The sequence below is a fragment of the Dactylosporangium sp. NPDC051541 genome (assembly GCF_044454505.1).
Classification (GTDB): domain Bacteria; phylum Actinomycetota; class Actinomycetes; order Mycobacteriales; family Micromonosporaceae; genus Dactylosporangium.
In genome coordinates this window covers 138,191-158,019 of record NZ_JBITDU010000001.1, presented here as the reverse complement: position 1 = coordinate 158,019, position 19,829 = coordinate 138,191, and the positions used below count along the sequence as shown (strand labels likewise).

Here is a 19,829-nt window from a genome sequence, read left to right as displayed (position 1 = left end):
TCGTTAACGTGCATCCGTGGCACCCCACAGGTAGTCGAAGTCGTGGAATGCCAGCTGCTCACCGTAGTTCACGATGTTATCGGCGACGTTGACGATCAGCACCTCGTCGGAGCCTCCGTTGATCGTTCCCCTGAGGCCCCGGCCGATCATCTGCTGGTAGAGGTTGGGACTGAACGTCGGCCGGGTCACGTAGACAGCGCGGACCGCCGGTGCGTCGAAACCCTGCGTGAGGACGTTGTAGTTGGTGATGACCCTGATTTTTTTGTCGAGAAAATCTTCGATATATCGACGGCGAGCATGCGAATCGGTCTCAGCATCGATGGCGACTGCGGGCACACCACGGAACGCCAACAACGCCGCCAATGCGCGAGCGTTCTCGACGGAGGTCGCGAAGAGCAGTACGGTCCAGTCCGTCTCCAGTCCGCAGATCGAGTCGACGATTGTGAGATTGCGTTGTTCGTTTTCGGCAAGGCGGCTCTCCACTGAGGCCGACACGCGCCTGTACTTCGAGAGCTCCTCGAGCTCCTGCGGAGTCGCGGCGATTTCGGCACCGGTCAGCAGCCGTTGTCGAACGCGAGCTAGGATTCGACGGTCCTGCAGCTCCGCATATGGGTCGCGTTTGAACACGCCATCGTCGAGCCGATTGCTTTGGTACCGCTCGACGAGACGGGTGGTCTCCGCGACGTTCGTATTTCGGAAGGGCGTGGCGGTCAGGCCGAGCAGCGGAGTCTCCATAGAGGAGACTCGTTTACTGCTGCTGAGCCAGTTGAACACTGCTGTGTACGTCGGTGCGATCGAGCCGTGCGCCTCGTCGACGACGATCAGCGAGGGCCCGGCCAGCCATTGATACTCAGATGCGCCGACCCTTCTGTGGAGTTTGTCCACCGAGGCGACGACGACTTGGAAGTTCTCCGGATCCTCCTGAGCATCGTTATTGCCCCACAACCGGGCAACAGCCAGGCGCTTGGACGTCGGTCCGATCGCCCGCCAGACGTGGCTCCAGGCCTGCACGGCCTGTTCGCACAGTTCAGTGCTTTCGGCGATCCAGATGACCAGGCCTTCCAGTTCGCCGTCACGCACCTGCTCCACCAGGGCCTGAACGGCGACTCGCGTCTTACCTGCGCCGGTCGGCAGCGCAACCAGTCCTCTCGACCTGCCGCCGGCCCCGCGGACGAGCCCTTTGATCCGACTGGCGACCGTGCGCTGATAGTCGTGCAGCTCCGGAAGATTGGCCGGCCCGTCGACCTCGAAAGCAGCGGGCGGCTGTCGGTCGCTGAATCCCGCGTACTCCTTCGGGAAGCCCAGCTCGGTGACCCAGAGCCGCGCCGGCCCGGTTCCAGCCCATTTGTTCGGCGGTACGAGGCCGTTCGACTCCAGCGCCGCTCGGTGTTGCTGCAGGACTCCGTAGCCATGAACGGAAAAGGCGAGTTTCGCCAGCTCTTGATCATCGAGCGACCGTCCGAGGTGGGTGGACAACGACTCCACGGCGGTGCGTGGCAGGTTTCGTCTCAGCGCGTCTGCGCCTACCGCAAGGATCAGTCGTTCGCTGTCGTCACACGCTCGCCGCACCTTGGCGCGAAGCTGTTGCTTCTTCTGATCCTCGATCCGGCGTAGCACCGACTGCGGTGTCACCTCAAGGCGTAGTTCGCCGATCACCTGGCCGAGCACCGCTGTGTCGTCGGTACCGGTGACAAGCACCCGACCGTCCTGCACCTTGCTACCGATGCGGCGAGAGATCTGGCCCTTCGGGGTTGAGGTGAGGATCTCGATGGTCGTGCACCGCTGGATCTCAATTCCAAGCTGATCTCGCGGCAGATAGAGCTTCAACGGGGGGTACAGATCGACGAGCACCTCGGTGGCGCCGTCTGCTACCACAACGAGTTCCTCCTGGAGCATGTCGGCACCGTCGGCGACGTTCCACGAGTCAATCAGGTACTGCTGGTCTCCTTCTGGGACGATCAGCGCCGGGATCTGGGCTGCCTGCAGCGATTCGTAGATCGCCCGGTCGGCGGTGACCGCCGTATTAGTTGCCAGAACGGGGAGCTGCCGAGAGCCTACGGTGACCTTGACGTTCGTCGGAGGATCGACCTTCGAGAACGCGGCCCAGGCGTAGAGACGGAAGCGCCGTTCGGGATCGGCCCAGGACGCGGCCACGTCGAACAGACGTGCCCATGCTTCGGCGGGGAGCTCGGTCGGATGTGCCTTCAACGCAAGCCGCTGCGCCATCCGTGGCGTCACCTCGACGACCGGCAGAACTTCGGGGTCCAGCTCCTCATTCGCAATGAGGCAGTCCGCCACCGGCCAGGCACCTACCTTGGTGCGGAGGTACCCGTGCCGTTGCAGGATGTCCATCGTCAACGATGGCACTTTCGTCGTCGGCAGGCTTCTGTCGCTGACATGGCGGACGGTCCAGTCGTCGCCGCTGTCCATGACCAGCGCAGCTTCCGTCAGTGCCGCACGGCCCTCGGGCGAAAGCGCTGACAACGGCTGAAGTGGCCAGGGAGGAGTCGGCCCATTCACGTCGACTCGGTCCGGATCGACCCGACGTCCTGTGCAGTCCTTGACGTACTGCTCTCTGACGACGTCTTTCAGCGCGCGCAGCCAAATCTCTTCGGCCATCCCGTTCCGAACGACAGGGGCTCCTACCGCACCGAGCTCGGTGAGTAGGTCGATGTCATGGGCATGGAATCGTGGATCGATGAGGAAGGCGTGATCCCGGTCGCCGGACGAGGGCACCACCTCTCCCGCGAGGTACGCCGAGGCGAGGCTGCTCATCCGGCCGTCGCTGGTCCGCGCCTGGATGTTGCGCTCGAGCGGTTCCGGCACGAGCTCTCGTACGATGCCGGCGGCCAGATCCGGCGGCAGCTTTCTGGAGCGCGTCCACACCCCGGTCCAGTCGACCTTGTCGGCACTCAGCGCGTGGCGCAGCTCGCCGCTGTGGTCGAAGATAGTGATGCCCAAAGACTCCAGTGCCCGTCGGGCATCCGGCACTTCCGCCAGCTCGGGGTCGATGAAGTCGGGACCGTCTGCGTCTCCCGGCCCGCGGACGAAGACGTGTCCGCGCTTCGGCGTTCGGAGTTCGCCGTTGTCAAGCAGCAATACGTTGGCGTCCGTTGCAGCGTCGCGGAGCGCCGACGAGTCGCGGACGATTCGTGCGACCAACCGGATCGCGCCTGCGCTGGTGCCGACGCTCGGAGGGACGACAAGCGCTTCGATCCAGGCTCGAAGCGAAGCGGTTCGTTCTCCGGGGCCGCTCATCAAGCGCAAGGCCTTGGCGCGACGCTCGTCGCCGAACACATCGTGATGTACCCAGCCGGCCGGATCCGGACATGACTCGCGCCAGTCCTCCATCCACACTTGTTGCAGGTTTTCAGGATGGAGTACGAGTTGATCCGGCCGCCGAAGGCGGCCCTCGATGTCGGGCAACGACTGGGAATTCGCCAGCATGTCCATCACCGGCTGGTTGAGGGCACTGTCTGCCCAGCCTCGAGACTCGCGGCCACGGGCCGGTAGCAGGTCCAGGACGGCAGCTGGATTCTCCGAATCCACCAGTTCGGGAAGCGATCGCGCAATCAGCCGTGGAAGGACCTGTGTCAGGAGCTCCTCGTTGAAGGCGCCGGGCAACAGGCTGCGACGGTCGTCGGAGAGTTTCCACGGCGCGTTTACGACACCCGACAGGGTCGTACGGGACTCGGTGGGAAAGAAGGCCCAGAACGTGCCGACCCCTGCCGTGCCCCCGACTGGGACCGCCCACTGCAGCTCGACTTCGTCCCTGGCCGCGAGTTCACCGGCGTCCTGGGCTGCTTCGACGCTCGGCCGATGCCTGGCCTTCAGCACCCGCCATCTCGAGGATTTTTCCCGGTCCTTGAGCTCCAGCGATCCGTCGTCAAGTACGGAGAGTTTGATCGTTCGCCGATCCGGGTCGATCAGATTGTCGAGCACGAGATTCAGCACATGCGGAGAGAACAGCACGAACTGGCCGGGAAACGCCTCCATGTCTTTCGCGACCGCGCGGAAGGAGTGTTTGAGCGGCAGACGAACGACGGTGCAGGCCCAGGTCATCAGATCGGCGAGTACGTTGTCGTTCGTGGCCCACTCGTGGGGGTCTAGGACTCGGGCCAACCGCAGAAGCGGGAACTTCGGCGCTGCAGGCACAACCTCACGGATCCGGGCCGCAGCTTCCTCACGATCGAAGCCCAATGATCCGGACCTGCTGAAGATTTGCGGTGTGTCGGTGAGCGCGACCACCGACTTGAATCCGAGACCGTAGCGGCCGATCTCGTCGGAGCGCTTCCGCGAGACGTGCGACGACAACAATGTCGTCACCCCCGCCTCCGTCAGCGAAATGCCCTCGTTCGCAACGTAGAGGCATTCGCGTGTCAGGCGGACCTCAATCCGACCAGGCGCATTCTTCATCGCGTCGGCACCGTTCTGCACCAACTCGAATATCTGCTTGCGTCCGTATCCGCCCTGCGCCGTCGAGATCTCGATGTTCGCGTCCGACTCGACACGTCCCGGATCCTCCCGGTACGCACCGAGACACGCATCGCTCTGCCGCGTCACCGCGGCGTTCAGTCCCTCCTCGGGACCGGCCCACCCCAGCATCTGCATCCCCCATTACGTCGCCGCCGCGCCCGGATCCGACCGGATATGGACCACGAGACTCGCCAGCACGGAGAACAAGAGACATCGGACGATCAGTTGCGAATCACAATATCATCGCCATCGCCCCAGCTCCGACTGACTGAATTTTGCACCCCGTTGGGGGATTATCTACCGCTTGAGCGGTATGCAACGATGACGGGATCGGTACCTTGTGTTCGTACCTCGATGCAAAGGTCCGTAGGACTCAAAATATTGCGTGAAGTTGATGCGACACGGCGAGAGTCACATTAATAATCGATACACCCGGAATCAATGGGACGTACGGCCGGGGCTCGTCGCCGAGTCGTATGACCCAGCTATCCCGCAGGCCTCCGGGATGCTAGTAAAGTTCCGTGCACACCATCCCGCCGCCGCACCCCCTCACCAACACGCCGCGGACCTGCGAAACAGTCGTCTCCGTCGATCTAAGCAAGCCGTCATGCATGCCTCCCGACATCGCCCGACCTGGCGTGTCCGGCTCGAATCGAGGTGCTTGATGGTTGAGGACGATCCACGCATCAGCAGCGCGTGGCACGCCTACCGCAACTTCCTTGACCATGCGCTGCCGCATGAGGTCACGCAACAGCTGCGCAGCCTCATGGTCCCCGAGGACCTCATCACCGAGCTCATCAAGCGCCATGAGACTGAGACGACGAAGATTCTCGAGCTCAAGGAGCCGCTGGGGCTCGGTCGGGAAAACCTGCAGAAGTGGTATCCGGGCCCGCGCCAGGACGATCGTAACTGGCCTGCCTTCGCGGCGCATCTGAAGAAGACGCTGGACCAGGACGCTATCGATACGATCCACGACGCCTCCGAGAAGGTCGTCGCGATGCTGGACCATCCCGCGACATCCGGATTCGACTCGCGAGGTCTCGTCGTCGGGCACGTGCAGTCCGGGAAGACCAGCAACTTCACGGCGGTCATCTGCAAGGCCGCGGACCGCGGTTACCGGATGTTCATCGTCCTGTCCGGAGTGCACAATGCCTTGCGGCGTCAGACCCAGACCCGACTTATCCGCGACGTGGTCCGGCTGAATCCCACCTTGTGGCACCAGATCACCACTCCGGAACACGACTTCATCCCGCCCCCGAATCCGGCGGCCCTTCTCGCCGCGAAGGATCAACATCTACTGCTCGTGGTGAAAAAGAATGCAGTCGTTCTACGCAAACTGAAGAAATGGCTGGCGAGCGCTCGGCCGCATCTGCAGAACTGTCCTGCCGTACTCATCGACGACGAGGCCGATCAGGCGACGATTGCAACGAAAAGCATCAACCCTTTGATCGCCGACGTGCTTCGACAGCTGCCGCGGGTCTGTTACGTGGGCTACACGGCAACACCCTTCGCGAACCTGCTGGCCGATCCGGTCGACAAAGAGGACTTCTACCCGCGTGATTTCGTCTTGAGTTTGCCGCGGAGCGCGGAGTACCAAGGTCCGGAAACCCTCTTCGGGCGCTCACCGCTCGACGGCGAGGATCCGGCCGACGCTCCAGGTGGACTCGACATGATTCGGGAGATCCCGAACCGTGAGGTCGCCGCACTACGCCCGGCGAAGAAGGCCGACATCCCCGACTTCAAACCTGTGGTGACGCCGTCGTTGCGCAAGGCTGCACAGTGGTTCTGGCTGTCGACCGCCGCACGCCGGGCGCGGACAGGCACCGCACAACATTCTTCGATGCTCGTCCACGCCCACTCCGACACGAGGGTTCACGACTCGTACAGAGCCCCGTTGGAGCAGCTCAGGTCCGAGGTGGGCGAACGCCTCGCCGCCAGCGACACGACGCTGCTCGCGGAGTTTGACGCGCTGTGGGCGAAGGAGATCGGCCGCGTGCCGGCCGAGTCGTTGGGCGAGCGCCACGTCGACTTCGAGGACTTGAAGCGCCTCCTGCCCGAAGTCGTTGCCGACACCAGGATCATCATGGATCACTACAGAAGTTCGAACCGCCTCGACTACGAGTCAGGTGCGGCAACGGTCATCGCCGTCGGCGGCAATACCCTCTCCCGTGGTCTGACGCTGGAGGGCCTCGTCGTCAGCGTGTTCGTCCGGTCGTCCGACGTCTACGACACGCTGCTGCAGATGGGACGATGGTTCGGGTATCGGCCGGGCTACAAGGATCTCCCCCGTATCTACATGCCCGTCGAGATGCGTCGTTGGTTCACACATCTCGCGACGGTCGAGGCTGAGATGCGAAGCGAGATCGATCGTCTGTTGGTCGAACACAAGACACCACTTGAGATGGCGATCCGAATTCGGTGCCATCCGAAGATGCGTGTCACGGCCCCGAGCAAGCAGAAGGCCGCGGTCCGCGCTGCGGCCGCGTACGGTGGGGCGCTCGTCGAGAGCCGATATTTCCCCGCTGCTGCCGGCGACGATACGGAGCGATGGCATGCCAGCAACGCCGATGCGGTGGCAAAGCTTCTCGCAGCCAGCAACGGCGACGGACGGCTCGAGCCTTCGTCGTCGAGCTCCAAACCTCTGTGGCGCAACGTGCCGGGTGACCACATCCTTCAGTTCGTTAAGACGTACCGCTTCCACGAGAGATCGACCGACACCGCAACCGGCCTCATCGGCGCGTACATCGAACGGCGCATGGCCACCGGCGGCCTCATGCGATGGAACGTCGGCGTCGTCGGCGTCGATCCGACACAGAAGCCGTCGGCCGACCGTGATGTGAAGCCGGTGACGCTGCCCCGAGATCGGGTCGTCGGAACCGTCGCTCGTACGCGTCTGAGCGCCAGTCGCAACGACGACGTTGCCGACATCAAGACGCTGACGGGTTCCCGCGACGAAGGCCTCGATCTCGACCTGACGGGTGTTACGGAAGTCAATCGGGCCGGGCTGCAGAAGGAGCGCTCGAAGCAGCAACCGGAAAAGGGTCTGGTGCTGCTCTACCCGATCCATGCGGATTCGAAGGCAACGCGGCCGGACCGGGCCGATCTGAACGTCGCCGGCACCGATGTCGTCTGGGGAGCTGCTCTGGTCTTTCCAAAGCCGATCCGCGGGGAGGACGTCGAGGTCGAGTACGACTACCTGGCCGCCGATCTGTCGCGAGTGTTCCCAGCGGCAACGGACGAAGAGCCCGAAGACGTTTCCGTCCTCGACCAGGACCTCGACGTCGAGACTTCCACGCAGACGCCATGACGGCCGCGCAGCACAGTCGGGAGGCGGCTCTCCGACGGACTCTTGAGACTCTCTGGCATCACACCGCCGAACAAGCCCGCACGAGCGGCGGAACAACCCTGCACAGCGTCGAGCTTGCGCTGCCCACGTCGGCCGGTCCGGTGCGACTGGCCTCGAACGCTCACGGCCTGCCGCACCTGCTGGTGCCACTCCTGAGGAACGCCAACGACGTAGAGGACAAACGCAGCTCCGGCGTCCACCTGACGACACGGACTCTGGTCGTCGATGACCACCTCGTACGCTTTCTGGATCTCGAGTGCCGTCGAGCAAGTGTGGCGGGCGTCTTCACCGGGTTGGCCGCAGATATCTGCATAGTTCTCGCACGGGCCGAATCCACGCCGGAGCACGCTGTACCGAAGGCCCTGGAGGCCTGGCGGGAGCTCCTCGGCGGGCGCGAGCAGTGGACCGTACAACGGCTCGCCGGCCTGTACGGTGAACTTCTGGTCCTGGAGCAGCTGCTCACTCTCGACGCCAAGGCGACGGATGCGTGGACAGGCCCGAACGGAGCCGCGCAGGACTTCCGTAGACATCCGAACGCACTTGAGGTCAAGACGACGACCTCGCCGCAAGGGCGATTGGTCCGCATCCATGGAGCCGAGCAGCTCGTCCGTCAGCCGAAAGGCTCCCTCACGATGGTCTGGCTGAGGGTGACGACGTCCGGGTCGGACGTCGCCGATGGTCTTCCGTCGATCATCGAACGCTGCACGGCGCTCGGTGAACCACATACCATCTTCGCCCGCCTGGATCGCCTCGGGTTTCCGGCGCTTTCCTCACCCGAGATCCGGACGGTGCGTTTCTCGCTGATCGATCATCGCCTCTTCGACGTCAACGACGACTTCCCCGGTATCACCCCTGCGCGGTTCTCATCGGGAGTGGTCCCAGCCGGCATCAGCGGTATCGAGTATTACGTCGATCTGGACACTGTCCCGCCTCAGGGCGGCGACCTACGTTGGGCGGCCAAGCAACTTCTGGGGGCACCGTGACAACGCTCGGTTGGTACGCCCAGCCGTTCCGGCCGGACGGCGGCATCACCGCCGAGGGCCTACGGAACCAACTCGGGCGACCGGCTCTTTCACTCCTGACGGTTCTGGTCCGCGAGTCCGCCCAAAACAGCTGGGACGCCAAAACGTCGGGCGACGTGACGTTCAGGCTGGACCTGGTGACCGTGTCGCCGGCGCACCGGGCCGCCTGGAGAGAGCTCCTCGCGATCAACGCGCCTGACGATCCGACAGCCGTCCGAACACTGCCCGACTTCCTTCGCAGCTCCAATATCCGCTACCTCGCCGTGACGGATCGGGGAACCAGCGGTCTCGGCGGGCCGACACGTTCGGACGTCGAGGCGGAACCCAACCAACGCGGATGGCTGTCGTTCGTGCTGAACAGCGGAGAACGTCAGGACGTCGACGGAGGCGGTGGCACCTACGGATACGGAAAGGGAGCGTTCTTCCTCGCCTCTCGGGTCGGTACCATCCTCATCTATACCCGCTTCCGCGACGATGATCAGGTCCGTTCTCGATTGATCGCATCGGCGTTGTTGAGCTCCACCACGACGAACGGCGTTCCTTACACCGGGCGGCACTGGTGGGGAGTCCCGAGTGCGGATCACTGTGAGCCGCTGTGCGACCAGGACGCCGACAGCGTGGCGCGTCGGCTGGGCCTGCCCGGGTTCGAGGGCTCCGAGACCGGCACCACCGTCGTCGTCCTCGATCCGGAGCTCGCGGATCCCGCGCTGCCCGACGACGACAGCAGCGAGATGTCGATCGACGATGCGGGCCGTTACCTGGCTGAGGCTGCGGCGTGGAACCTGTGGCCGGTCACTCTTCGCGACCATGTTCCTCGTATGGACATCACGGTGTCCGCGCACGGCGTTCGTATTCCTGTCCCGACGGAGCACGACGACCCTGTTCTGGCGAGCTTCGCAGCCGCCTACCGAACCGCCAGGGGCGCAAGCGGAACCCCGCTGTTCTGTCTACGGCCGAAACAGGAGCTCGGCCGGTTCGGCCATCAGGACACGTTCGGCGCCAAGGTGGCGTCACCCGCGGCAGCCGAACTCGGTCTCATCGGTTCGCCGCACCATGTTTGCCTCATGCGCAGACCGGATCTCGCGGTGCAGTACGTTGCCGGTCCCACCAAGGCCCACCCCGATGTGGGTTACGCCGCGGTTTTCAAACTGAACGACGAGCTGGACAAGACGTTCTCGAAGTCGGAACCGCCGACCCATGACGCATGGATCGACGCGCAGCTGGCAGGGCGTGACGCGACCTTCGTCAGGATGGCGCGCAAACGCATGCTGGAACAGTGCGCAGGGATCGTCGGTCCGAAGACCCAGAACTCTCAAGCCGTTGCCGTTCCGGTGGGCAACATTGCCCAGAAACTCGGCTTCCTGCTGGCCGGTGTCGGCGGTGCCGGCGCCGCCGACACAAATCCGACGCCTGGCGGCGGCGATTCCGTTCCCACGCCCACACGCAGCGCCGGAAGGACTGGAACCGGTGCCGAGGCTCCCCGGCACGGGCTCGGCGTCGCCTCCTCGATCCGACGCCGAGCCAGGCCGGCTCTCGTGGGCAATCCCACCTACTCGTCGTACCAGGGGCGCACCGTTCTGGTCCAAAAGGTCCGGGTCTCGGGGCCGGCCACGATTCAGGGCGTGGCGTCGGTATTCACGGGAGATTGGACGCTGGAGACCAAGGGACCTGTCGGAAGTGACGATCCCGAAATTCTCGGGTGGCGTTCCGATGGCGGCCTCTCGCCAGGCGCCCTTCTCGACGTCGACGAGGGCACCAATGAATTCGAGCTGCTGGTGCTGCCTGTCGTGGATGCCGCCATCGAGGTCGCGGTTGAGGTGGTGCCGTAATGACCACGAGGGCCTTGCCATACCGGACCGCGAGCGACCAGGTGTCGGCTGAGCCCTGGGTCCATATCGACGACGGGGCGGCCGCTGTCGACCATGTGCCCAGTTGGGATTACGGCTCGGTGCTCCATTTCTCACGGCGGGTCACCGTCGACGTGGACGGGCTACGAGCGGCCTGTGGGTTCGGCAGAGCTGCAACCCTCGCCCTCAATGTCCGTTACTGGCCGTCGACCTCGCTGCTAAGGCACTCCGCTGCACACGTTCTCCTGAACGGCGAGGGCATGAACGGACCGGCTGAGACGGTTGTCGAAATCGAGGTCGCGGGTGCGGATCTGGCGGGCTCTCTGGTTCTGGAGACGACGGTCGTTCTCGTCGCCTCGTCCGATCACTCGGATCCGTTCATTGCGCGTCGATCCGGCAGTGTGTTGTGGCGCGAGCAGGATTCCGTCCGGTTGGAAGGCACCGCCGGGCTTCTGCCGATCGCTCCGGTCAGCTTCAAGGAGCAGGGCTTGCCCGAGCGGGCCGCTTGGTACGTGAGCGTCGATTCCGCCGAGTGGGACAGTGCCGCCATGGGCAATTTGCTCGTATTGCTCAACGACGACAACGAACGGGTCAACGAGGCGATCAGGAAGCCCAACGATCCCGGATCGACGCTGCTCTGGGATGCTCTCACCGTAGATGTGGTCTACGACTTGGTCAGCCGAGCGCTCGAGGATGAGGAGTTTCCGGAGCACGAGACCCCCGAACGAGACGGTGAGGTGACAACTGCGGCTTTGATACTCGGACTGGTCAGGGCATTCTTGCGATTGCCCAACGAACCTCTCCCCGATGCGATGGATCGCCTGCGCGAGGAACGTCGACGCGACCCCTCAAGACTGCGTGCGAGGGTGCAACACAGTTTGCAGCTTCCCGGAAGAGGAAGCCGATGAGCATCCTCTATCCGCGCCTCCTGCCGGGCGAAGCCGAACGGTTGTTTGCAAGTTTCCACGGGCGGAAAGCGGAGGAACTGGCTCGATTTGCTGCTATTGCCTCGGACCGAGCGGTGTATGCCGCATCGGGAGGAACGCGGGCGAGCCGCGACCAGTTGCGACTCCTCGTCACCGATCTGGAGAAGGTCGCCAGCGTGTGCGGATTTCCTGAGCCACCAGGCACAGCGGCCAAGAACGAGTTTGACCGGACGGTCGCACGCCAGCTCCACGAGAGGTCCGGGATGTTGCCTGGTGAAGCGTCGCAGCGGCAGGTTTGGGCGTTCTTCGGACTCGTACTGGTTCCCCACATCTGCGCTTGGCGATTCCCGATGAAGAACGGCGCCTACAACCGCGACCGGTTCAAGGGGACCGACCTGACCCGACACACACTGGCAAGGCTGTGGACGCGGGCCTACGTTCTCCACGATCCAACGCTTCCCGATCCTTATCAGTTGCTGTCCGGACTCGGAGAGGCGGACCTGGATCAGGTCATGAGTCGACGCGTCGCCGTGGCGGCCACGCCCGCGCTCGTACGCGCAGTTGTACGAGCACACGTCGAGGACGGCGACACCGGCGATGGCATCCCGGCTCGGGCGGTTCATCGCGACTCATTGCGACGACTGCTGCGATTGACGGCGTTCCTCGACCTGGATTGGTTGTCGGAGCAGGCGATTCTGGAACTCGTCCGGGAGCAGAGGCGGGAGTCGAGGCGCTTCATCGCCGCGATTGGAGTCAATGCGGCCGATCTGGAAGATCCGACCGACTGAGGCCAAGGGTCGAACCTTGAACAGAACGGGTACGGTTTCGGTCATGGCGGCACAGCTACCCGTCCCGAGTTCGTCCGGCGTGTCCGGTCGCATGAGCCGTCAGCGGCGGCGCGACACCGCGCCGGAGGTGTCGATCCGACAGCTGCTGCACGCGCAGGGCTATCGATACCGCGTGGCGTGGCCGATACCCGGCTTGCGTCGGCGCTCCGCCGACATCGCGTTCACACGGGCCCAGGTCGCTGTATTCGTCGACGGGTGTTTCTGGCATTCGTGTCCCGAACACAAGACCAGCCCGAACGCCAACGGACAGTGGTGGTCGGAGAAGCTGGAGACCAACCGGTTACGGGACGCCGCGACAACCGCTCACCTCGAGGCCTCCGGTTGGACCGTCGTCAGGATCTGGGAGCACGAGCGGCCTGCTGACGCGGTCACGCGCATCGTCGACCTTCTGAACGGGAAACGTCGACCCGACGGGCGCTGACCGAGCACGCCGACGTGGTGGGCCGACCACCGGAGTGACCGTCGTCAGGCCTGCTCATCCAGCGACTTGGCGATGTGCTTTCCAATGGCTTTCGCAAGCTCTACAGGGACGGCGTTGCCGATCTGACGTGCGATCTGCAGCTTGGTACCGCACCACATGAAGTCGTCACGGAATCCTTGCAGCTTGGCCGCCTCGTAGTGCGTCAGAGCCCGGTTCTCCGACGGATGAAGGTAACGGCCCTTTTCCGGCTTGAAGAACTCGGTTCGGATGGTGACTGACGGACGGTCCCACCGCAATCGCCCCATGACATCGCCGGACCCGGTGGTGTGTTTGAGCCAGCACGGCGCCTTCAGGCGGTCGGGAAGATTGAACCGGTTCCCGCCGGCCGGGATGAATGCGAAGCGCTCGAGCGAGAGATCCTGATAGTTACGCGTGATGTGGAGTTCCGTGCTCTCGAATGCTCCGGGCAGGGCCTGACCGAAAGGGCTCACGGAGCGTTGTGGCAGTGCCTGCCGGTGTGCTGGCACCCGGGTTGGCACCCCGGCGAGTGCCGTACGGACAGTTTTCCACTCTTCCCGATTCAGGCTGGATATAGGAATGTCGATGGGCTTCAAGTCGCGATGAGTGCCGATGATGATGGCCCGACGCCGAATTTGCGACGAGCCGAACGCCGCGGCCGTGATCACGTCGGCCCGTAGCTCGTAGTCTCGGAGCTCTTCGTCCTGGGTCAGAGCCTCCAGCTGCTGGAATTGTCCGCTGTCGAGGAAACGATCCACGTTCTCGAGCACGAAGACCTGGGGCTTGATGAGATTGAGAGCACGCCAGTACTCACGCCAGAGCTCATTCCGCGGGTCGTCGTCGAGCCGTTTGCCTAAGTTCGAGAAACCCTGACAGGGCGGTCCCCCGACAACGACATCGGCGGTCGGGACCAGCCCCGAGTCGAGCCATTCGGCAATTCCGCCTTGATGGATGTGCTTGCCGAAGTTCTCTGCGTAGGTCGCCGCAGCAGCCGCGTCGATCTCAACCGCACCCACCGACCTGAACCGCTCGGCCTGCCGCAGGCCTTCCGTGAGTCCTCCGCATCCGGCGAAGAGATCCACGACACTGAAGATCTTCGGCATGGGCTGTACCTTAGCCGGCCGGGCCGGCCAACGCCAACAAACTGGCCAGCTCGGCCCCTGTCAAGTTGAAGATGTACCCCGGTTAGGGATTCGGTCGTTCACAACCCGCCACGATGGCCTCCTTGCCCCGAAGACGCCGTAGCCAGGAGCGCTCGGAACAGAGCTGTCTTCCCGGACCGGGATAGTCGAAAATACCTGGGTGGATCACGTTCGCCCGATTCAGATGCTTGAGGTCATGCGCTACGCACAGGGCGCCAGCAGAGTCGACGTAGAGCTGGACGGCTACCTGAACTACCACTTCGTCACGGCGCCCCCGGAGACGGCAACTTTCCCGAAGTTGATGCTCGAGGCCGGTATCAACACGGCAGCGGTTGCGACGGGTCCTGACGGGCCACGACGCCCAGTCGTCAGCCTGCGGTCGAGCCCGTGGAAGGCGGGACACGCGACCAACCCCTGGCATGACGAGTTCGACCTTGACCACGGGCATGTCCGCTATTACGGAGATCACAAGGCGACCACAGTGGGACTTCCGGGCGCGACAACAGGCAACCGAGCGTTGTTGGAGACCTGGGCGCTGCACGCGGCCACGGACCCGATCGAGCGGTTCAAAGCGCCGCCACTGCTGATCTACCGCTCGACGACGATCAACCGGGACGGCCGCAACCTCGTGAAGGGACACGTCGAGTTCTGTGGTGCGGCGATTATCGAACGGCTCGAACACGTCGTCCAGCGCGACCCGGAGACCAGGCGCAGCTTCCCAAATCTTGTACTGGACCTTGCTGTCATCGACCTGGCCGCGACCGGCGACGCTCTCGACATGCGGTGGATCGATGATCGCCGCGACCCCGCACTGAGCGCCGAGCAGGCCAACCGTCATGCACCCGCCTCCTGGTGGCGGTGGATTCGAGACGGACGCGCCGCGATTCCCCGGGCCCGTCGGCGCGTCGTCTCCTCTCGGGTTCGGTCGACGGAGGAGCAACGCCCGACCCCCGGATCGCCGGAGGCCGATCTACTCCAACGGTTGTACGACTATTTCGACGGGCGTAAGCATGCCTTCGAGCTGCTTGCGTCCAAGATCACCGCTCAGGTTCTCAGTCGCTCCGGCGCTCGGTACCACGACGGCTGGCTCACTCGACCCGGAGGCGACGGTGGAGTCGACTTCGTCGGCCGGCTCGACGTCGGCACGGTCGGCAACAACGTTCCGCTGGTGATTCTCGGCCAGGCGAAGTGCATCACGCCGACGTCGTCGATCAGCCCTGACCAGGTCGCCCGGGTGGTGGCTCGCCTCCGTCGCGGATGGATTGGGGTCTTCGTTACGACCGGGGTCTTCTCGCGCCAGGCCCAGGTCGAGGTCATCGACGATCAGTATCCATTGGTGCTCGTCGACGGGAGGACGCTTGCCGAACAGGTACTTCTCATGGCGGCCGCAGACCACAACGGCGACCTTGATGCCTTCCTGAACTCCGTCACCGGCGACTACGACAACGCCATCACGTATCGAAGGCCTGACGAGATTCTGTACGGCTGAGTCGGCGCCTTGGGCACGGTGAAGACGCACTCCACCGTGCCCGAGAGTCTTCTCCGCTAGAAGAGCCTTTTGGCGGTACCGAGATGCAGGAAGACGGTCTCGCCCGTGGCGTCTTGCACGCCGTCGTTGTCGGTGATCGCGTAGACCTGGCCGTCGGCGCCGATGGTGAGGCCCTCCAGCTTTTCCTGGGTCCAGCCGTTGTCGGCACGCAGGTACGGCAGGACGTCGACGGCGAGCTTCTTGGTGAGGACCGGGAACGTGTCGGTGTCGGGCACCTGCACGGTGTACACCCGCTTGATTTTCGCGTTTGGTCCGTTGAGTTTGTCCCGTTCGATCACGGCCAGGGTGTTCGCGTTCACGGCCACGATCTCGGACAGCCCGATCCAGTCACCCGGGGTTGTCGTGGTTTCGAGTTGGTACCCGAACCACGTCCACTGCTTCGTCGTGAGGTTGTAGCGGCCGATGCGGGCCACGCCCTTGGGGTCGGTGCTGAGTTCGCGTTGCAGGGCCACGTACAGGTACTGGCCGGTGCCGGTGACGCCCTCGATGCCCCACTTCGAAAGGCCGGCGGCCACGTCGGCGGGGAGGGGTACCGTATCCACGGTTTTGCCGTTCGCGTCCAAACGGACGAGCTTGTTCGCGGCGCCGGTCGCGCCTTCGACGCCGAGCCAGAAACCGCCCTGCGGGCGGGCGTAAATGCCCTCGGCGTCGTAGCCGATCGGGTTGCCGGCCGCGTCGGTCACCGTCAGGGCGGTGGTGAGTTCGGCGGGCTTGTGGCTGTGGTCGATCGTCAGGACTCGGGTCGGGGTGTAGGCGGCGTCCGTTACCGAGTACAGCTTCGACGGCTGGCCGGGAACGGACGACAGCGCGCCGAGTGCGCCCCAGCCGATGGTGTCGCGGCTGACGATGCTCGGGAAGCCGGGTTCGTCGCGGCCCAGTTGGAACAGGCTCACGCTGGAGCGGACGTTAACGGACGCGTCGCCTTCCTCGCTGGAGACGGCGAGGAGGTCGCGGCCGGGAATGGGCAGCAGGTGACCGAAGTGGGCTCGCCGTCGACGTTCAGCGTGCAGACGCCGACTATGCGCTCAAGCAGCCGTCGCCGGGCAGTCGGCCCTGCAGTCCGTACCCGCCGTTGCCGGCCGGCCAGACTGTCCACCCGACCAGGCAGGCGTCGGCGATCGGCACGCCGAAAACAATGGTGTCGTGCGGCGCGGGATCGTCGGCGCGGGACTTGCGGACCACGGCGCCCGGGTAGCCGGCCCGGTCCAATGCGAGCCGAATTGCCTCATCGGCGGACTGGCCCGAGCACCCGTGTATGCGGGTGACCACTCCCTGTGTGGACTCCTCCACGCACGGCGATGCCAGCTGAACAGCCTGCTGCGCCTTTCGAGCGTCGGCTTCGAGCCGGTTGCGCTGCTCGTCGGTCAGCTCGGTCCGCCGGACGACATCCTCGGCGAAGCGATCGCAGTAGCCGTCGTCGGCACCCGTATAGGCGCAGCTGATGTATCGGTTCGAGTGCGGCCCGACCGGCGAGCCACCGAGCATCCCGATGATCAGCGCGGCGACGCCGCCGAGCACCGTGAGCACGGCGACGACCGCCAGCGCGATGATCCCCCTCCGGGTCATAGGCGCAGTCTGTCAGACCGGGGCGGGCCGTCGATTGACCGCCCACCCCGGCCTTCCACCTGTCAGACCCCGGCCGGCACCGGCACGCGGCGGACCGTGAACGGCAGGTGAGGTGCCTCGCCGGACTGCAGGCGCAGGACCTGGCCCTCGGCGACCCAGAAGTCACGGCCGACCCGCACCACCGAAGTTGGCTGGTCGACGGCGTCGGTGATCAGCACGACCGCGCCGGTACGTACGTCGACGTAGCTGAGCCGGCCCGGGTTCTCCGTAATGAGCAGGCGAGTGGGGCTCAGCATGCGGATTCCGTCGGGGTTGACCAGCGGCCGCGACGTCGCGATGAGATCGGCCGGGAGGGCGCTGCCGTCGGGCGCGATGCGCACCCGGATCGCCTGCCCGGAGCCGTAGTTCGTGGTGTAGACGGTGGCGAAGCCGTCGAACGCGATGCCGTTGATCTGCAGGCCAGGCCCCGCGGTGAAGGCCGGGTCCGAAGACCACACGGTGAGCGACCCGCCAACCGCGCTGACCGGGCTGGGCGTCGTGAACTTGAGAATCCGGCCCGGCAGCTGCGGTGACGCCGTCGGGTTGGTGGTGTCGGTGACGAACAGGGCGCCGCGGACGTTGGTGATGTCCGCGCATACGCCTCCGTCGGGGAGTACGTAGTCAGCGACCTGCGTACCCGTACGTAGCGAGAACGCCCGCAGCGTCGTCGGCTGCTGGAAGCTCAGGTCGATGTTGCACGTCCACAGCACCCGCCGGGCGTCGTCGACCAGAACGCCCGCGGTGCCGACGTTGACGCCGGCCGCGACAAACGTTTCCGCCGTCGTCGATCCGGCCTTGAAGCGGGTGACGGCACCGGTCGTGATGCTGCCGACGTACAGGTCGCCGTTGGCCGCGGCGGAAATGCTTTCCGGGTAGTAGTTGTCGCCCGGAATAGTGAGCGTGGCGGGCCGGGATGCCTGTGCGGCCGACGGCACCAACGCCGTCGCGGCCAGCAACCCGACGCACAGCCCGGCCAGAGCCGCCCCCATGCGCTGCTTCAATTTGACGCTCCTCAGAACGAGGGCGCACGGGAGCAGCAGGACACCCCCGTGCACCTGCGAAAGATGATCGTCAACACCTTAGACCGATATGCGTCGATCCTGCCACTCTCTCCGTTATCAGCGCTCATCCATCCATCCATCCAGACGCCGACCGGCCCGGCTCGGCGGCGGACCGCTTTACGCAACTGATTCGGCGAACAGCACGTCCAAACGTCGATTGATCGCCGCGATGTCGAACGGCGTCGTGGGCAGCCCGGCCTCCGAGTGCGAGTCCTCGATCGGCGCGTCACCCCGCCCGTCAAGACACGCAATCGCCGCACCATCCAGCTCGTCGACCCGCTCGACGGTGATCCGGTGCTCCCACCAGTCGCCCATGTCATAGACGTACGTCATGACGCCGTCAACGGGCAGCGCCTTCGCCAGCCGGGCGAGGGCCTCGTCCTCACAGTCGTCGAGCTCCGGCGACGAATACCGCCGCCCCGCGCACTCGAAGCTGTGCAGGTGGCTGTTCTCCCATTCGAAGGCGGCCTGCAGCACGTAATGCAGCGCTTCGAGCGGCAGCGAACCCGGCACCCGCAGTCGCCGCCACACAGACGGCCGAACGCCCGAAAGCACAACCTTCAGCTGGTACACCCGCTGCGGCGGCGCCCCCGCCGAAGAAAGCTCGCCAAGCAGCGCGGCCGCGCCGGGATGCGTGCTCCCGGCGACGATCTCTAAACCCCCGAAGTCCTCAACGAGGTACCAAGCCTCCTCGAGGTCCTCGGCCGCGAGCGCATATTCGACGGCCAGCCAGCGGTGATCCACCTCGGACGGCGCCTCGCCCCGCCCGTCGAACGCGGCCAGCATCGCCCGCGCATGCGCCGCCAGCATCGGCCGGTCCAACACCGAACGCCACACCGGCCGCATCGCCTCACCGAGCGCCGCGACCAGATCCACCCCGACAACCCGCCCGGCCGGCGTGGCCTCCTCGGCCGCCGTCAGCAATGCACGGACGGCCACGTCGACATCGCGCTCGGCCAGCCAGAGCCGGGCCGCCTCCCAGAGCTCCCACTCCGACCGCCTCACCAGCCGAACCAGCAGCTCAGCGGCCGACAGATCCGCCGTGATCGCGGTCGCCGCGAACGCTTCAAATGCCCACCGCCCCAACGCCGTCACATCCCGACCGGCGTCGATCGCCCCGAACTCCGCGAGCAGCTCCAGCGTCACTTCGACCGTCCGCCGTCCGGCATCGTGGACCTCGTCGGCCAATCGATCATCACCGGTGGCAACCGCCAACAACGCCAGGCACAACGCCGGGTCGCTCTGCCCTTGGAGTGCCGCCCACCAGGCTTCCAAGCCTTTTCCGGGGGTACTGCCAGTCGTCGCCTTCCCCGAGCGGACCTCGACAAATCCGGCCGCCAGCGCCGCCACCCAGGCCCGATGCAGCACTCCGACATCGGCGGCGGTCCGCACCCGTTCCGGCGCCTCAAGCCCCATGGCGACCATCGCCGCCGCGACGTCGACCGGCCGCAGGACACCTTTCGGGGTCACCGCCCGCCCGTCCCCCACCCAACCGGCCAGGCTCCGGGCTCGCCTCATGATCGGACAGTCGTCGGCGGCATCACGCAGCGCAGCGGTCACCACAGCAC

13 protein-coding genes are annotated in these 19,829 nt (G+C 65.1%); 7 read left to right on the top strand and 6 right to left on the bottom strand.

Annotated elements, in window-relative coordinates; genetic code table 11:
• Positions 1-3 precede the first annotated feature (3 nt).
• Complete coding sequence (locus ACIA8L_RS00760; protein WP_395898993.1) at positions 4-4,611, bottom strand: sacsin N-terminal ATP-binding-like domain-containing protein; 4,608 nt, start codon at positions 4,609-4,611, stop codon at positions 4-6.
• A gap of 529 nt (positions 4,612-5,140) precedes the next feature.
• Here ACIA8L_RS00760 and ACIA8L_RS00755 point away from each other — a divergent pair.
• From ACIA8L_RS00755 to ACIA8L_RS00730, 6 genes are read left to right on the top strand one after another with little or no spacing between them, the layout of a single operon-like run.
• The gene (locus tag ACIA8L_RS00755) at positions 5,141-7,783 is read left to right on the top strand and encodes a Z1 domain-containing protein (protein WP_395898991.1); all 2,643 of its coding nucleotides are present in this window, start codon (positions 5,141-5,143) and stop codon (positions 7,781-7,783) included.
• Positions 7,780-8,805, top strand: a complete 1,026-nt coding sequence (locus ACIA8L_RS00750) for a PD-(D/E)XK motif protein (protein WP_395898989.1) — start codon at positions 7,780-7,782, stop codon at positions 8,803-8,805. The genes ACIA8L_RS00755 and ACIA8L_RS00750 overlap by 4 nt, the downstream gene beginning before the upstream one ends.
• Positions 8,802-10,673, top strand: coding sequence for a hypothetical protein (locus tag ACIA8L_RS00745; RefSeq protein WP_395898987.1), 1,872 nt, complete (start codon positions 8,802-8,804; stop codon positions 10,671-10,673). The genes ACIA8L_RS00750 and ACIA8L_RS00745 overlap by 4 nt, the downstream gene beginning before the upstream one ends.
• A complete protein-coding gene (locus ACIA8L_RS00740) occupies positions 10,673-11,599 on the top strand; it encodes a hypothetical protein (RefSeq protein ID WP_395898985.1) in 927 nt (308 codons plus the stop codon). The genes ACIA8L_RS00745 and ACIA8L_RS00740 overlap by 1 nt, the downstream gene beginning before the upstream one ends.
• Positions 11,596-12,405, top strand: a complete 810-nt coding sequence (locus ACIA8L_RS00735; RefSeq protein ID WP_395898983.1) for a DUF6339 family protein — start codon at positions 11,596-11,598, stop codon at positions 12,403-12,405. The genes ACIA8L_RS00740 and ACIA8L_RS00735 overlap by 4 nt, the downstream gene beginning before the upstream one ends.
• A 43-nt stretch (positions 12,406-12,448) precedes the next feature.
• Positions 12,449-12,886: a very short patch repair endonuclease gene (locus ACIA8L_RS00730; protein WP_395898981.1), complete on the top strand. Its 438-nt coding sequence runs from the start codon at positions 12,449-12,451 to the stop codon at positions 12,884-12,886.
• 44 nt (positions 12,887-12,930) lie between these two features.
• Here ACIA8L_RS00730 and ACIA8L_RS00725 read toward each other — a convergent pair whose 3' ends face one another.
• A complete protein-coding gene (locus ACIA8L_RS00725; protein WP_395898979.1) occupies positions 12,931-14,007 on the bottom strand; it encodes a DNA cytosine methyltransferase in 1,077 nt (358 codons plus the stop codon).
• Positions 14,008-14,242: 235 nt separating this feature from the next.
• On the opposite strand from ACIA8L_RS00725, the gene ACIA8L_RS00720 reads away from it, so the two are divergent.
• A complete protein-coding gene (locus ACIA8L_RS00720) occupies positions 14,243-15,535 on the top strand; it encodes a restriction endonuclease (RefSeq protein WP_395898977.1) in 1,293 nt (430 codons plus the stop codon).
• Positions 15,536-15,591: 56 nt separating this feature from the next.
• On the opposite strand, the gene ACIA8L_RS00715 is transcribed toward ACIA8L_RS00720, so the two are convergent.
• From ACIA8L_RS00715 to ACIA8L_RS00700, 4 genes are all read right to left on the bottom strand, one after another.
• Positions 15,592-16,488, bottom strand: coding sequence for an esterase-like activity of phytase family protein (locus ACIA8L_RS00715; RefSeq protein ID WP_395898976.1), 897 nt, complete (start codon positions 16,486-16,488; stop codon positions 15,592-15,594).
• Positions 16,489-16,612: 124 nt separating this feature from the next.
• Entirely contained in the window at positions 16,613-17,161 is a 549-nt protein-coding gene (locus ACIA8L_RS00710; RefSeq protein WP_395898974.1) for a hypothetical protein, read from the bottom strand.
• 62 nt (positions 17,162-17,223) lie between these two features.
• Positions 17,224-18,201, bottom strand: coding sequence for a hypothetical protein (locus ACIA8L_RS00705; protein ID WP_395898972.1), 978 nt, complete (start codon positions 18,199-18,201; stop codon positions 17,224-17,226).
• Positions 18,202-18,378: 177 nt separating this feature from the next.
• On the bottom strand, positions 18,379-19,821 hold the full coding sequence (locus tag ACIA8L_RS00700; RefSeq protein ID WP_395898970.1) for a plasmid pRiA4b ORF-3 family protein: 1,443 nt from the start codon (positions 19,819-19,821) through the stop codon (positions 18,379-18,381).
• Positions 19,822-19,829: the final 8 nt, after the last annotated feature.

Coding starts and splice junctions, on each gene's coding strand:
- ACIA8L_RS00760 (WP_395898993.1), bottom strand. CDS start 4,611: ATGCAGATGCTGGGGTGGGCCGGTCCCGAGGAGGGACTGAACGCCGCG.
- ACIA8L_RS00755 (WP_395898991.1), top strand. CDS start 5,141: ATGGTTGAGGACGATCCACGCATCAGCAGCGCGTGGCACGCCTACCGC.
- ACIA8L_RS00750 (WP_395898989.1), top strand. CDS start 7,780: ATGACGGCCGCGCAGCACAGTCGGGAGGCGGCTCTCCGACGGACTCTT.
- ACIA8L_RS00740 (WP_395898985.1), top strand. CDS start 10,673: ATGACCACGAGGGCCTTGCCATACCGGACCGCGAGCGACCAGGTGTCG.
- ACIA8L_RS00735 (WP_395898983.1), top strand. CDS start 11,596: ATGAGCATCCTCTATCCGCGCCTCCTGCCGGGCGAAGCCGAACGGTTG.
- ACIA8L_RS00730 (WP_395898981.1), top strand. CDS start 12,449: ATGGCGGCACAGCTACCCGTCCCGAGTTCGTCCGGCGTGTCCGGTCGC.
- ACIA8L_RS00725 (WP_395898979.1), bottom strand. CDS start 14,007: ATGCCGAAGATCTTCAGTGTCGTGGATCTCTTCGCCGGATGCGGAGGA.
- ACIA8L_RS00720 (WP_395898977.1), top strand. CDS start 14,243: ATGCGCTACGCACAGGGCGCCAGCAGAGTCGACGTAGAGCTGGACGGC.
- ACIA8L_RS00710 (WP_395898974.1), bottom strand. CDS start 17,161: ATGACCCGGAGGGGGATCATCGCGCTGGCGGTCGTCGCCGTGCTCACG.